The organism is Paenibacillus amylolyticus (genome assembly GCF_001570725.1).
Classification (GTDB): Bacteria; Bacillota; Bacilli; order Paenibacillales; family Paenibacillaceae; genus Paenibacillus; species Paenibacillus amylolyticus_A.
In genome coordinates this window covers 169,089-184,078 of record NZ_BCNV01000007.1, presented here as the reverse complement: position 1 = coordinate 184,078, position 14,990 = coordinate 169,089, and the positions used below count along the sequence as shown (strand labels likewise).

12 protein-coding genes are annotated in these 14,990 nt (G+C 45.4%); 6 read left to right on the top strand and 6 right to left on the bottom strand.

Annotated features, from left to right (window positions below; translation table 11 throughout):
• Positions 1-168: 168 nt before the first annotated feature.
• Positions 169-1,080, bottom strand: a complete 912-nt coding sequence (locus tag PAHA3_RS25610) for a LysR family transcriptional regulator (RefSeq protein WP_062837487.1) — start codon at positions 1,078-1,080, stop codon at positions 169-171.
• Between the two features lie 333 nt (positions 1,081-1,413).
• Here PAHA3_RS25610 and PAHA3_RS25605 point away from each other — a divergent pair, with 333 nt between their 5' ends.
• Positions 1,414-2,457, top strand: a complete 1,044-nt coding sequence (locus PAHA3_RS25605) for a 2,3-butanediol dehydrogenase (protein ID WP_062837486.1) — start codon at positions 1,414-1,416, stop codon at positions 2,455-2,457.
• Positions 2,458-2,779: 322 nt separating this feature from the next.
• Here PAHA3_RS25605 and PAHA3_RS25600 read toward each other — a convergent pair whose 3' ends face one another.
• Together PAHA3_RS25600 and PAHA3_RS25595 are read right to left on the bottom strand one after the other, a co-directional pair.
• Positions 2,780-3,292, bottom strand: coding sequence for a GNAT family N-acetyltransferase (locus PAHA3_RS25600; RefSeq protein WP_062837485.1), 513 nt, complete (start codon positions 3,290-3,292; stop codon positions 2,780-2,782).
• 129 nt (positions 3,293-3,421) lie between these two features.
• On the bottom strand, positions 3,422-4,186 hold the full coding sequence (locus PAHA3_RS25595) for a helix-turn-helix transcriptional regulator (RefSeq protein WP_153028306.1): 765 nt from the start codon (positions 4,184-4,186) through the stop codon (positions 3,422-3,424).
• 371 nt (positions 4,187-4,557) lie between these two features.
• Here PAHA3_RS25595 and PAHA3_RS25590 point away from each other — a divergent pair, with 371 nt between their 5' ends.
• The 4 genes from PAHA3_RS25590 to PAHA3_RS25575 all read left to right on the top strand — a co-directional run bounded on the left by PAHA3_RS25590 (position 4,558) and on the right by PAHA3_RS25575 (position 11,167).
• Complete coding sequence (locus tag PAHA3_RS25590) at positions 4,558-6,879, top strand: beta-L-arabinofuranosidase domain-containing protein (protein ID WP_062837484.1); 2,322 nt, start codon at positions 4,558-4,560, stop codon at positions 6,877-6,879.
• Between the two features lie 696 nt (positions 6,880-7,575).
• On the top strand, positions 7,576-8,307 hold the full coding sequence (locus PAHA3_RS25585; RefSeq protein WP_371327962.1) for a hypothetical protein: 732 nt from the start codon (positions 7,576-7,578) through the stop codon (positions 8,305-8,307).
• 12 nt (positions 8,308-8,319) lie between these two features.
• Positions 8,320-10,008: a vWA domain-containing protein gene (locus tag PAHA3_RS25580; protein WP_062837482.1), complete on the top strand. Its 1,689-nt coding sequence runs from the start codon at positions 8,320-8,322 to the stop codon at positions 10,006-10,008.
• A gap of 19 nt (positions 10,009-10,027) precedes the next feature.
• Positions 10,028-11,167: a toxic anion resistance protein gene (locus tag PAHA3_RS25575; RefSeq protein WP_062837481.1), complete on the top strand. Its 1,140-nt coding sequence runs from the start codon at positions 10,028-10,030 to the stop codon at positions 11,165-11,167.
• Positions 11,168-11,290: 123 nt separating this feature from the next.
• Here PAHA3_RS25575 and PAHA3_RS25570 read toward each other — a convergent pair whose 3' ends face one another.
• Together PAHA3_RS25570 and PAHA3_RS25565 are read right to left on the bottom strand one after the other, a co-directional pair.
• On the bottom strand, positions 11,291-11,830 hold the full coding sequence (locus PAHA3_RS25570) for a hypothetical protein (RefSeq protein WP_062837480.1): 540 nt from the start codon (positions 11,828-11,830) through the stop codon (positions 11,291-11,293).
• Positions 11,831-11,985: 155 nt separating this feature from the next.
• Positions 11,986-12,579: a TetR/AcrR family transcriptional regulator gene (locus PAHA3_RS25565; RefSeq protein WP_062837479.1), complete on the bottom strand. Its 594-nt coding sequence runs from the start codon at positions 12,577-12,579 to the stop codon at positions 11,986-11,988.
• Positions 12,580-12,814: 235 nt separating this feature from the next.
• Between PAHA3_RS25565 and PAHA3_RS25560 the strand changes: the two genes are divergently transcribed.
• A complete protein-coding gene (locus PAHA3_RS25560; protein WP_062837478.1) occupies positions 12,815-13,573 on the top strand; it encodes an SDR family oxidoreductase in 759 nt (252 codons plus the stop codon).
• 159 nt (positions 13,574-13,732) lie between these two features.
• Here PAHA3_RS25560 and PAHA3_RS25555 read toward each other — a convergent pair whose 3' ends face one another.
• Positions 13,733-14,767 (bottom strand): LacI family DNA-binding transcriptional regulator, encoded by a 1,035-nt coding sequence (locus PAHA3_RS25555; RefSeq protein WP_062837477.1) that lies wholly within the window; start codon positions 14,765-14,767, stop codon positions 13,733-13,735.
• Positions 14,768-14,990 lie beyond the last annotated feature (223 nt).

Genomic DNA, 14,990 nt, shown 5'->3' with positions numbered 1-14,990 from the left:
ACCATACAAAGCAAAAAAAGTGTTCCGCTCTTAGAGGAGTTGGTGTTCATCCCAAACTTCCATTAAAGCGTGGAGCACTTTTTTTGCGTCAGCATTTTGCATAATTCGAATCATACCGCTCACGGTTGATTGAAAGACGCTCAGGTGATTTATGCAAAATGCGCACATTTATACCATTAAATGATCCAGCTCAATCGCTTGTCTGAAGCGTCGGGCGAATCGTTCTGCGGCTACGGCGCACTCCTTGGACTCCGTCTGTACGAAGCCAATCTGCATTTTCGGTTGATCAATCCCAGCGATCTCAACCATCTTCACCAGACCTTCTTTCCATAATTGATTTTGGTGAAAGGAAAAGTCATGACCAATCGTGGCGGCGATATCGTTTCTTAATACCATATTGATCGCTTCTGAATTATTTGTTTTGAACAGAATGGACAGAGGTCCGTGATCATAGGTGAATTCCTGGATGAAGTCTTCGATGAAACCGTCTCGATAGAGTGCCAGCTTGTGTTCTTTTAATTGATTCGGTGTAACACGGCTGTGCTTGGCAAGTTCAGACAGGTGATGCGTACCGACGACCAGCTTGCCCGAGTACATGGGACTGAAGTGAAGTCCATCAAATTCCCGCAATTGTTTGGCATAGATCGCGATAAAGCCCAGATGGGTTTTGTTGTTGCGGATATCCTCGATAATTTCCATGGAGCCTTTCTCTTCAATGGAGATGTTAAGATGGGGGTGCTCATGCTTCATATCCGCAGCAGACTGGACAAGATAAGGCATGACACTTGGAAAAGTAGCCACATGAAGCTCTCCCGTAAGAGAGGAGGCTTCTGCGTTCAGGGATTTCAATTCATCAATCCGCTGTAAAATGTCCAGTGCCTTGGCAATGAATTGTTTGCCTTCGGGCGTGGGATGAGTTCCCTGCCGCGAGCGTTCGAACAGGATCAATCCAAGTTCTTTCTCCAGACGATGAACCGATTGGCTAATCGCCGATTGTGTGACATGCAGATGCTCCGAGGCTGCGGAGAACGATTGCGTCTTCGCAATTTCAACGACATATTCGAGCTGTTCCAGATTCATGATTTCATCTCCGTTTAACATTAATATAACTAATGTTAACATTAGTATCTATAAATATGAATAATACATGAACAGCGATATAATATATAGACAAGCCTTATAGTTCTTTAAGATATAAGTAGAACTTTAACTTTTACACCAGAAACGCAGAGTGCAGAACCAATCTGAAGAAGCAGAGGGTGCGCCTTTATCACTAGATTTTTCACTTGCATCAAGGGAATGAAGAAAATCTGGGGATAAGAGTGATCGAAAGATGGTACTGCAATCAGCGTGATCAGGTGTAACATATCTAGTTCAACTTATATAGACAATCATATAAAGGGGATGAGCTTCATGAAAGCAGCAGTATGGTACGGCCATAAAGACGTTCGTGTAGAAGAACGGGAAATTCCGGTTGCTCAAGCAGGTCAGGTCAAAATCAAAGTGGAATATGCGGGGATCTGCGGCAGTGACTTACATGCCTATCATCATGGTGTAGGGATTCAAGAAGGCGAGAATCATCCGCTCTCAGGACAGAAAGCACCGTTGACATTGGGTCATGAATTTGCAGGAACCGTCAGTGAATTGGGGAGTAATGTAAGCGGTATCAGTGTCGGTGACCGTGTTGTGGTAGAGCCGTTGTACCATTGTGGAAAATGTGAGTACTGTATCCAGGGTCGTTACAACCAATGTACTCAATTTGGATTCGTTGGACTGAATGGTGATGGTGGCTTTGCAGAGTATGTTGTTGTTGAAGCATACATGGTTCATCCCATACCGGATAACGTATCTTTCGAAGAAGGTGCGCTCGTAGAGCCTACAGCAGTAGCCTTCCACGCGGTTCGTCACAGCAAGCTGAAAGTGGGGAACAAGGTAGCTGTATACGGAGCTGGTCCAATTGGATTATTGACCATCCTGTCTGCCAAAGCAGCAGGAGCCTCCGAAATCTATGCTGTCGATGTATTTGAGGAACGTCTGGACCTGGCAGCCAAGCTGGGAGCCATTCCAGTGAACAGTGCCAAAGTCAATGCAACCGAAGTGATTTTGCAGCAATCGGGTGGCATCGATGTGGCCTATGAAGCAGCAGGTGTGCAGCCAACGATGGACAGCGCTATTGCGGTTGTCAAAAAAGGTGGAGAAGTCGTTGTCATCGCAGCGATCCCAAATCCGCTTCAAGTGAACTTCTTCGATCTTTTGGTCAAAGAAGCGAATCTGACAGCAACGCTGGCATATCGTCACATTTTCCCTGAAGTAATCTCATTGATTGCGGAAGGATCGCTCGATGTGAAGCAGGTCATCACCAAGAAAATCAAACTGGACGATATCGTGCAGGAAGGACTTGAACTGTTGATGAGCGACAAGAGCCATGCGAAGATTTTGGTGGAGATTGGCGGGTAAAAAAATCAATAGCAATGTATCATTTCAAATGCTATATAAGTTGAACTAAAGATTGTTTACACTGACACTACGATGACAGGATAACCTTCCAATCGCTGTTATCCCCAGATTTTTTTAATTTCCTTTTCTCAAGGGGAAATCCGGGGATAAAGGCGAACGCTTCGCTTTTTCAGGTTTTTTCTGTCCTCTCCGTTATCGTGTAAATGATTAGTGCAACTTATATAATTGACATTTATAAACGCAAAAAAGACCGTTCGTCATCATGAACGGTCTTTTACGTTTCATTCTCCGCTCTCGGCTCACGGGTTGCTGTTACTCTCCACTAGGAATCATAACGGTAGCAGATCGCCTTGCCACCGCTACTCTCGGAGCTGAACTCCTTATCCTCTGTAAATCCAAAACGCTCATATAAACGGATGGCGTTGACCATCTGACCACCCGTATATAAATACACCGTATTTTTGCCCATCTCTTTGGCAGAATCTACGCATTGCTGGAGCAATTCTCTGGCGATTCCATGACCTCTCCATTTTGGATCGACACCCAACAAGCGAATAAACGGATAATCGATCGGCAATTCAAAGTTTGGATATGCCTTGTGCGCTGTTTCGAATAATTGGACTGTACCGACAATCTGATCATCAATCTTGGCGATCCATAATTGTGTCAGGTACGGATTAACCACAGACTCTCTAATGTCTTTTAGGTAAGCCTCCCAACGTTCATTTTGTTCAAATGTCTCCCGATACTCGGCGTAACTTGCAACAAGGATATCTACGATCTCTGGATGGTCTGTTTCTGTGGCAGGATGAATCGTAACGGCAGCCGTTGTCATCTTTTATTTCCTCTTCTCTTATGGGTTAAGTATGAAATAGAGTTTTCTTGCATTTTACCATAACGAATTCAATTCGATTCATTCAAATTTTCTATAGTTAACTCAGTCATTTCTATAGATCAAAGCACATTAGCGATTGAGCTGTGTGGAATACAGATGATTGCGATATTCGGTTGGCGTATTGCCTTCGTATTGCTTGAACATGCGCAGGAACAGCTTGTAGTCGGTGAAGCCGCACTGTCCGGCAATTTCTTTTACACTGGCATTGGTGTTGAGCAGCAATTGTTTCGCCCGGCGAATACGTTCTGTGAGGATATAGGTTTTGAGTCCGGTACCTTTCTCACGTTTCACCATTTTGGAGATATAGTCTTTGTTAAAATTAAAATTTTCTGCAATCTGACTCACCGTGATGTTCGTGTGCAGATGAATATCCACCCACTTGCAGATATGGTCCACAATCGCATTATGCGGGCGATAATCCGTCTCTATATTGCGCTCCAGCTCCTTGAACAACAGCAACAAAGCAGCGTCGGCTTCCTCTGGTGAGAAGGATGACACGTGCAGCAACTGCTTGAATAACTGATTGGCCATGGAAGGCACCTGAATGGTGGCATGTGTCCTAAAGCGATTGAATTCTGCCTGCACCGCATCATAGTGAACCCAGTAGAAGCTGACGGGGGAGTCGCTGATCTGGTAGCCATAGTGGGTCTGACCAGCGCGCAGAAACAACAGATCGTTGGCACGAACTACATATTGTTCCTCTTCTTCCGCGATGTACATCTCACCTTCCAGCATCAAAATGATCTCATGAACAGGCATGCTACGTCTCATGTGGCTCCAGTTGCCTTCGGATATGAACTTGCCGCACAGGTAATGTTCCAGTGGCTTTTGCATAGGACGGATTTATCCACCTTTTCTTGGATTATGAGTCTGATGTAATTGTATTTTATTTGATAATATGAGGTTATTCAAGCTCTACAGTAGATTGCTGAGTATTAGTCATATGGAACAGAACACGGATTTTACCCCTCAAGAATGAATCGATATCTATATAAGTTGAACTAATCATTTACATGATGACGGAGAGGACAGAAAAAACCTGAAAAAGCGAAGCGTTCGCCTTTATCCCTGGATTTCCCCTTCGGAAAAGGGAATCAAAAAATCTGGGGATAACACCGATTGGAAGGTTATTCTGTCATCGTAGTGTCAGTGTAAATAATCTTTAGTTCAACTTATATATTACATCCCGAGAAGGAGTGAGTGTAATGATTGATACGAAAAAAGGATTTCTGGGACCGGAGCATGTAGATCTGCTAAATGGTTTGTTCCAAACATCACAAGAGGTGGGGGAGCGTTATCTGTTATCGCTGGATATCGATCGATTCCTGGCTCCATGCTTTGGAGCCCATGGTTTACCTGCCCGAAAAGAACGATACGCGGGTTGGGAGGCACGCACTATTAGCGGGCATTCCCTCGGACATTACTTGTCTGCTCTGGCTGTGACGTATCAAGCAACCGGGAATATTACGTTAAAAGAAACGTTGGATTATGCTGTCACCGAACTGGCGAGAATCCAACAGACGACGGGGAGCGGGTATATCGGCGGTTTGTCTGAAGAAGCGTTCCACATCGCATTCCGCGCCGAACATATTGGTGGATTCAACATCGGTGAATACTGGGTTCCCTGGTACAGTGTGCACAAAATCTATCGCGGTTTGATTGACGCCTATAAGCTGACTGGCAACGGACAGGCACTTGAGGTGGTTACTCGATTTGCAGACTGGGCGGTAGAAGGCTTGCTCCCGATGACAGAAGAACAGATGCAGACGATGCTTCAAAGTGAACACGGGGGTATGAATGAAGTATTTGCACTTTTGTATGGGATTACGGGCAAAGCCTTATACCTTGAAATCGCTAATAAGTTTACCCATCAGTTGATCCTTAGACCCTTGGAACATAAGCAGGATGAGCTTCAAGGCAGACACGCCAATACCCAGATTCCCAAAGTGATCGGTGCAGCCGAGATTTACAACCAGGATCACTCCCGCGAGAGTTACCGGACAGCAGCAGAATTTTTCTGGGATACGACCATTCATCATCGTTCCTATGTATTTGGTGCGACGAGCATATCGGAGCATTACGAAGCGAAGGGCATGGAGAGTCTCGGGATCAAGACAGGAGAGAGCTGCTGTACCCACAACATGATGCATCTGACAAAACAACTCTTTGCCTGGAATCCCGATAGCGCCTATATGGACTATTATGAAAACGCCATCTATAATCACATCCTCGGCACGCAGGACCCGGATACGGGGAACAAGACGTATTTTGCGTCAACTCTGCAAGGCCACTACAAAATCTATGGTACTCACGACACCGCCTGGTGGTGCTGCACAGGATCAGGCATGGAGAACCCGGGTAAATATGCTGAGGCCATCTATTTCGAGGATGAACAGGACCTGTACGTCAACCTGTATATCGCTTCCCAGCTGGATTGGACATCTCAGGGAATATCCCTGAAGCTCGAAACCGACTTTCCTTATTCGGAAAAGGTGACCCTGACGATCACCGGCGGCAGCGCCTCGGCCCATCTAAGACTACGCGTACCCTCATGGCTGCAAGAGCCAATGACGGCAACAGTTAACGGGGGTACGGTACATCCGTATACACGGATGGAACCCGGCTATCTTTCCATCGACCGCACATGGACCGCGGGCGATGTCATCACAATCGCACTGCCGATGTCGCTTCGCCAGTACACCTCGCGTGATGATGCCCACAAAGTAGCCTTCCTGTATGGACCGATTGTACTCGCCGGTGCACTGGGAAGCGAGGGGCTACCCGAGGATACGATTGTGGACGAAACAGCGCTGAATCCCAAGACGGCACCTGTACCTGTGATTTGGACGGAGCAAGAGGATGTACGAGAGTGGATCAAAGCCGTGGATGCAGACACGTTAACCTTTGAACTTAGCAAGGATGTCACTTCCACGGGCGAAGCCGTGAAGCTGATTCCGTTCTATGATGTGCATCATGAGTTCTATACGGTGTATTGGCCGTTTAACGACGAAGGTGATGCGTTGGAGAAAGGGTTGAATGATATCACGATCGACAGGGTTCAAGCGGATGGTCAGCAGGATGAGATCGGACATCAACTGGATAGCAATTGCCGTGGGGAGCATCATAATGGTTCTACCACGGATGGCCGTAACAAGCTGCATATGTGGCGAGAGGCTTTTGGCGTCCGTGGAGCTTATTTCAGTTACCAGCTGGCAGTGGATCGTACCGCGGCCAATTACCTTTGCGTGGCCTATTGGGGTGGAGATCATTCGCCGTTTGAACGGGAAGGTATGTTATACGACAGACAATTCAGCATTACCGTGGATGGAACCGTCATCGGAGAGCAGCGAATTCATATGAACAAAATTGGCGAAGTATTCTATGTGACCTACGATATTCCTGAGGCCGTAACATCAGGTAAAGACAGCATTACGGTAATGTTCCAGGCGAAGGGCGACAATGGATGTGCCGGGAAAGTTGTAGAGGTGCGTACCACGCGAAGCAAACCGGAATCCATCTTTTCGTAATAAGGGGCATCATATGAAAAGGCGGTGGCCTGTCCACTGGAGGAGAGGGTTCGATAAGAAATCGACTTTCTAATTTCTAACGAACCGCACACGTCTTATATGGGCAATATTGATGAGGTGGAAAATGTAACGAATCTCAGCGACGCTATTTCATTCAAAATGGGCGCTAAACAACGTTTCTACACCAAATTCGCGAACATAACGTGTCTCAGGTTCGTTACATTTTCAGAAGAGCTGAAATATACCAAATAGCGCCACCTCAGTTCGTTAGCTATAGAAAACGGTATCAAGATTTTTTATAAGAACATCAAAAATGATGAACCAACGTAAAAAGGGCGAAACCGGATGATCTCCGTTTCGTCCTTTTTGCATGGCTCTTTTTCAGACAAGTCTTATATAAAAAATGACACGCATAGCTATTTTCCACGTATTACCTGATAACATTTCTTTTTCCACCATCTACTGTTCTAGAAGACAAACTTCTGCGGTTTGACCACAAAATTTCCTGCCAAGTTCCACGTTGTCCCTGAAAATATGAAATGGGATAAGCCCAAACCACGTATATTATGAGTATCCGAATATCCAATGTTATCCACCTGAGAGCGTTAACATCATGTACAATAAGAATAAGTTGATTAGGAAAATTACGACATGAAGCACCAATATATAACATGAAAGGAGGTCAGATGATTGAACATGACTAAGTACATAAAATTGCTGGGATTAATCCTCGGTATTATGGCTGTGAATGTTCTCGCATTCTCACCCGGCTTTATTGGACTGAATTTCGGGGGAGGGGCATTCACAACTGCGCTATCCGTTACCCTGTTGTTCGGCAGTGCAATGGCACTCTTATATGGCAGTTACACCTTGCTGTTCAGGCAACCGGTAGTCCTGCCCGTGAAGCATATTGAAACACATGAAGATTATGTGGAAGCCTTATCTTTTTATAGACGCATCAAAGTGCTCGAAGAAGATATTACGCTGGGGCTGTCCCAACTTAGTCGGATGAAAAAGAAGAAAGAAACACTCCTGAATGTGCTTCATCAACGATTTGATCCCGGGGAACTGAGCTACAAGAAATTCGCTTCGGTCACATTGGAAGTGGAGAAGCTGTTATACCTGAACATCCGCAGTGTGCTGAACCGGTTGAATGTATTCGATGAAGCCGACTATGCCAACATGATGAAATCCAAATCCGAAAGCATTCCCCAGAAACTTTTTCAGGAAAAAACCAAGGTATACAACGATTATCTGTCTTATGTGAAAAATGCACTCCACACCAATGAGGAAATTCTGCTCAAGCTCGATCAGTTGTTACTCGAGATTTCACGCCTCGACAGCTTTGAAGCCGGAGATATTGAACAGATGCCTTGTATGCAGGAGATTGATCAGTTAATCAAGCACACCAAATTATACAGACAGTGAGGGGTTGCTCGTATGGCCAAGAAGGGTAAGTTTTTTTTTATATCGATTGTAATGTTGGTACTGGTATTCGGTCTGGTCTATGCAGGGATTACACTAACATCGAACTTTGGCAAGACGACCACACAGGTGAGCACAGAGAATGCAGGTAAGGAACTGGGGAAACTATACGCGGACATTGCGCCAGCGACGGCGGAACCGGTCAAAGGACAGATTGATCTCGATCCCGTTGACGTGGCAGAATCACTGCCGGATATCTCGAAATTTGCGATTGCCGTAGAGAATACAACAAATGATTTCGTCGAAATCTTCTCTTCCACAGAGAAGTCAGGCAGCGGGGTAGACGGCTGGTTAACCGAAGTGGGCGAGGAGTTCAACAAAGCGAATATCACCGTTGGTGGGAAACAAGTATCGGTCAAAATCCGTAACATTGCCTCCGGAACGGCCACCGATTATATCAAGTCTGGTAAGTATATGCCGGATGCATTCACACCTTCCAATGAACTGTGGGGCGAGATGGTTGAGGCCAGTGGAGTGAAGACAGAGATGGTATCCGAGCGATTGGTTGGGAATGTCCCGGGTATTGTCATCTCCAAAGCGAAATACGATGCACTGGTTGATACGTACGGCTCCGTTAATGTGAAAACCGTAACCGAAGCGATTGCGAACAATGAACTCGCGATGGGATACACCGATCCGTTTGCCAGCTCCACAGGACTAAATTTTCTGGTGACGGCACTAAACACGTATGACAGCGCCAACCCACTTGGGGAGAAGGCTATTGAGGGATTTGAGAAATTCCAGACGAATGTGCCGTTTACCGCTTCAACAACGATTCAGATGCGGGAAGCTGCTAAGTCTGGCAGACTGGATGCCTTTGTACTCGAATATCAGACATATGTGAATACCGCCGATCTGAAGAGTGGTTACGTCTTTACACCATTTGGCGTGAGGCATGACAGCCCGCTGTATGCACTCGGTCAACTGCCGCAGAACAAACAGGAGATCATCCAGAAATTCGCGGATTTCGTAACTCAAGCGAAGTACCAACAATCGGCAGAAGAGTTTGGCTTCAACGGTTTGCAGGATTACAAATCCGAACTGGCTACCGTGGATGGCGGCACGTTGCTGTCTGCACAGAAAGTATGGAAAGAGAAGAAGAACGGCAGTAAACCCATCGCCGCCGTGTTCGTGACCGATGTATCCGGAAGCATGGACGGCGAACCACTTAACCGACTGAAGGAGTCCTTGCGCAAAGGTCAGAAGTATCTGGGCACAGAGAATAGTATTGGCCTTGTTTCTTACTCTAGCGGCGTAACCGTGAATCTGCCGATTGCCAAGTATGATACGAACCAGCAGTCCATGTTTGTCGGTACAGTGGATAGTCTGCAAGCTGGCGGCGGTACGGCGACCTTTGACGGGATCGTGGTGGCGATGAAGATGCTGGAAGATTATATGGCTGCTGATCCGAACGTGAAGCCGCTGATCTTTGTCCTGAGTGATGGCGAGACCAACGAAGGTCATACCCTGAAGGATATCCGGGATTTGGTCGAGACATATAAAGTACCAATCTATACGATTGGGTACAACGCGGACATCAAGGCTTTGGAGAGCATCTCCAGCATTAACGAGGCTGCAAGCATCAATGCCGATACCGACGATGTCGTGTACAAAATCGGTAACCTGTTTAACGTACAGATGTAATCTAAAGGGGGAACTGTAGATGTCATTTTCAATGGAAATACCGAGCCAGAAGGAAATTCAGAAGGTGATCGAAGAAGAGGTAAAACCTGTGCCCGCCGAGGTCGCGGAGCTTCAACAAGTGGCGAATGCCAACGTAGAGATGATCATGACACTGAATCTCGAATCCTTGGAGAAGCGCAAAGAAATTTTGCAATCCATTGACGGCTTTGGCATGAACACGATGAGATCCTCTTCTGAGAAAAACGCCTTGCTTCAAGTCTCCGTTGGACATCTGTCCAAGACGGGAGACGAGGGCGGTCAGGTCGCCAAAGGCTTGACTGAACTGCATATGCAATTGAAAGATCTCGACCCGAGCGTGGTCGACTTTGCCAAGACCGGTTTCCTCGGGAAATTGTTCAATCCGCTTCGTGCCTATTTCCTGAAATACCAGAAGGCTGACGCAGTCATCGCTGACATCGTAACCTCTTTGGATAAAGGCAGATCCACCCTGCGTAACGATAATACAACGCTGGAGATTGAACAGCAGAACTTGCGGGAACTCACCAAACGATTACAAAAGGAAATCCAGCTTGGCGTGCTCATGGATGAGTCCATCGACGGGCAGATTGAAGCGGCTAAGGTCCGCAATGAGGACCCTGAGAAAGTACGTTTTATTACGGAAGAAGTGCTGTTCCCGCTCCGTCAGCGGGTCATGGATCTGCAACAAATGCTGGTTGTGAATCAGCAAGGCATCATGGCAATTGAAGTAGTCATCCGCAATAATAAGGAATTGATTCGAGGCGTAGACCGGGCGAAGAATGTAACGATCTCGGCATTAAAAATTGCCGTTACGGTAGCAAGTGCTTTGTATAATCAGAAGATTGTATTACAGAAGATCGAGTTGCTGAACCAGACAACCAACGATCTGATTGCCGGAACATCCAAGATGCTTAAGGATCAGGGGATTGCCATCCAGAAGCAGGCGTATGAAGCCAGCATCTCCGTGGATACGATGAAACAGGCGTTCACCGATGTGTTGTCTGCGCTCGATTCAATCAGTCTTTATAAGCAGGAGGCTTTGCCGAGAATGAGGGAGACTATCTCGCAGTTCCGTGAACTTGCCGATACCGGAGAGCAGCAGATTCAGCGGTTGGAGAAAGGGCAGAAGCTGGGGTTGTAATTCAGAAGATTGAGATGAAATTTTAAAGTGCTAGGTTCAAATCTTTTTTATAATTAGAAAAAGCGACCATTCCTCATTAAGCATGGGAAATGGTCGCTTTTTGGGCTTCGATGAAGATAGGTACTAACTGTCATACCCCAAACTTCTTGCATAGCCGAATAACTGTTGTTCGCATTGATCCATTAGAACAGCAGCGGTATTTACTTTGGCATTCCCCTGTTTCAGTAACGTGTAATTCACTTTGTTCTTGGATACTGCCTTTTGGTACAACAAGTACCCTTCAAGCTGAGTGTAGCTTGCCTTGATAAATGTGGCGTGGATTTTCTTGAGTTGCGGGTTGGTAGGCTTGATTTGTTTTGCCTTGGATACCAATTTAGTATAATTGGGGATCACCGTATTCGTAAGTTTAAGGTACATGGACTTGCGGTTGGTTGAAGTTACCTGGGTGTCGATGCTTTCCAAAGCTGTGAAGGCTTTGGCCTCATAAGTTTCAAGAGAAAATAACTGATTAGTATACTCTTTAAATTCTGCATAACTCTGATCTGAATCTGAATATGTAGAGGTTGCTACTTTGGCTGCATTGGCAGAAGTGGCTGGAGAGAGAAGCACCCCGCCAAGCAAAACAAAACTGGTAATCAATGATATAATCCACGACTTCTTCAAATGTATTGTCATCCTCCTTTGATTTGTATTCCATGGATAACCTAACATATAAATACCAGAAATTACAGGAATGTATTTACATTATTTTGATGGTAAAGATTACTTAAAATTACTCTCAATCACCCTACTATAGGGAAGTAAGGCGATTCAAAATTTCAGTCTCTCAACACGACATTGTCAGGCTTGTAATGAATGATCTTAAATAATTCCTCGGCCATGTAGGCGGGGCTGTGCTTGAATTCCTGACGAATCCACTCCATAATCATGCCGAATATTGCATGAGATTGGTAGCTTGCCAATATTTCATGGTTGATGTGCGGAGGGAAGATATGGTTCAGATCCTGTAAGGCGAGATCCCGAAGGACATCACAGATCATGCGCTGGAAGCTGGATGAAGCCTCGGATTTCACAACAAGCGTATAAAATTGTGCGTGCTGATGCACATGCTCAAATATGGTGATTGCCGAAGAGGGCATCAGATTGACCTCGAACTCTTCTTTATCTTGATAAGGTTTGCGAAAAGAAGTCACCAGATCCTGAATCACATCATTGATGATTTCATTGAATAGGTCTTCTTTGTACTGATAATGTCTGTAGAACGTACCTCGGTTTAGGTCAGCTCGCTGAACAATATCCGTAATGGAAATTTCTTTAAAGGGATGTTTTTGCATCAAATGGATGAGAGCATCTTTCAGTGCAGCTTTTGATTTCTTGATTCTTCGGTCCATCGAATTCAGAGTTTCAGACATCTATTTTCCTCCTCGCTATATAAGTTGAACTAAAGCGTAAATGTTTAGTTCAATTTATATAGTTCACTTTATTAATTAAAGTACATTCGGGCTTATTAGTGTTGTTTAACGTACAACTGGACAAGCTTTTACTGATTGAAGTGAAACGCTATGACTTATTATACTAAGGATAGGAGTTAATGAACATTTGTTTGTTAACTTATTGTAAACGAATACACAAAGGAGGATACATGGAATGAAACTTCAAGATAAAGTTGCAGTTGTTACAGGTGCTGGTTCAGGTATGGGGAAAGCAATTGCGACGTTGTACGCCCAAGAAGGTGCGAAAGTCGTCGTTTCAGATATTAACGAAGAATCCGCACAAGCGGTAGTTAATGATATTAAGGCACAGGGCGGAGAAGCAATTGTCGTTCTGGCCAATGTAGCCAAAGAAGAAGATGTGCAAAACCTGATCGATACGACGGTCAGCACATACGGTACAGTAGATATTCTGATTAACAATGCGGGCATTATGGATGGCATGGAGCCTGCAGCGGATATAACGGATGAGAAGTGGGAGAGATTGTTCGCTGTGAACACAACCAGTGTGATGCGGACAACGCGTAAGGTATTACCAATCTTTCTGGAAAAACAAAAAGGCGTCATTGTAAACATTGCTTCAGCGGGTGGATTGCATGGCGGACGTGCAGGCGCAGCCTATACAGCTTCCAAACATGCGGTCGTAGGCTTCACTAAAAATACAGGGTACATGTATGCTGAGCAAGGCATTCGCTGTAATGCGATCGCTCCAGGAGCTGTGGCAACCAACATTAGCACATCCATGGCAGGGATTAGCCATTTCGGTGCAGGGCGGCAACAGCTTGGGATGGCAATCAACCCACGCATCGGGACGAGTGAAGAGATCGCCAAAGTGGCTTTGTTCCTTGGATCTGACGAGTCCAGCTTCGTGAACGGAACTGTCGTTACAGCAGATGCTGGCTGGAGCTCGTATTAATCCATTCAAGCAGTACGGAAATAGTGTGTGAATTAAGGAAGCCGCATAAGTATATGCGGCTTCTTTTTTTTGCACCTATGCACCTACGTACGGTGGATAACAGCATCATATTCTGTGTAGGACAAACGTTTGCATCACTACAAGGATTCTTAAATTGGATTAACTTGCGGGTGGCTTTGGCTTGGAGAAGAGTGAGGATTCACGCACGATCAGACGATGGGGGATAATGACCGGATTCTGAGGCTGTGCTTCCCCGCTTAGAGTTTTTAACAATACCTGAACGGCTGTATAGCCAAGCTGATAGGTTCCGATATCTATAGAGCTTAGTGGTGGAGAAGCCAGTTCCGATAATGCAATATTGTTAAAACTGACCACGCTAATATCTTCAGGCACCAGATAATGAAGCTCGGCAAGAGCTCTCAATACCCCAAAGGCCACATTGTCATCAATGACAACGATTGCGGTGGGTCTGTCCGGTAAAGACATGAATAGCGACATCGCTCTAAATCCACTTTCCTGTAGAAATTCACCTTCCACAATCCAGTCACTATTCGCATCCAGCCCAGCTTGGGCAAGCGCTTTTTGGTATCCTAGCATGCGATCATGCGATAATGTAATGTCCGGCGGTCCGCTGACAAATCCGATTCGAGTATGTCCTTGGGCGATCAAATGATGCGTTGCATCATAAGCGGTCTGCACATTATCGTTATCCACCATGGGAGCATTTGGATGAGCTTCGCTGCGACCGATTAACACAAAAGGAAACTTTTCCGCTTCCAAAAATGAAATGATGGGATCGTCTCGTTTGGACCCAAGCAGCAGAATGCCATCCACTCTACGGCCATGAACAAGGCGTGATATCGCATGCAATTCATTGTCTGATGATGTTTCGGTTGTTAGCAGCAATTCATAATTCATACGGGTGGCATGTGTAATAATACCTCGCAGCAGTTCCCCGAAAAAGTAATTTTGAAACAACTCTTCTGCAGGACGCGGAAGCATAATGCCAAGGGTATGTGTTGTTTTGGAAACCAGGCTCTTCGCGATGATGTTGGGATGGTAATTCAATTCTTTCATGATTTGCTTCACTTTGAGAGATGTCTTGGTGCTGATTCTGGGATGGTTGGAAATCACCCGTGACACTGTCGAAGGGGAAACACCCGCCAATTTGGCAATATCCTTGATCGTAATCATGTAAAAAATCCCTTCTGAACAATCGTATAAATATTCTCCTATGGTAATCCAAAGGATACGAGAAATCAATTGCTAACTGCCGGATATGTGATTCGTATGAAGTAAAATAAAGGAAGAAAGAGTCAGAACAAGGAAACAGGAATTTACTGTAGGTAGAATTGTTAAAATGGGTAAAATTGAGCAAATATGGCTTGTGCAAACGTTTGTGCAAAGAAAGTTCAGT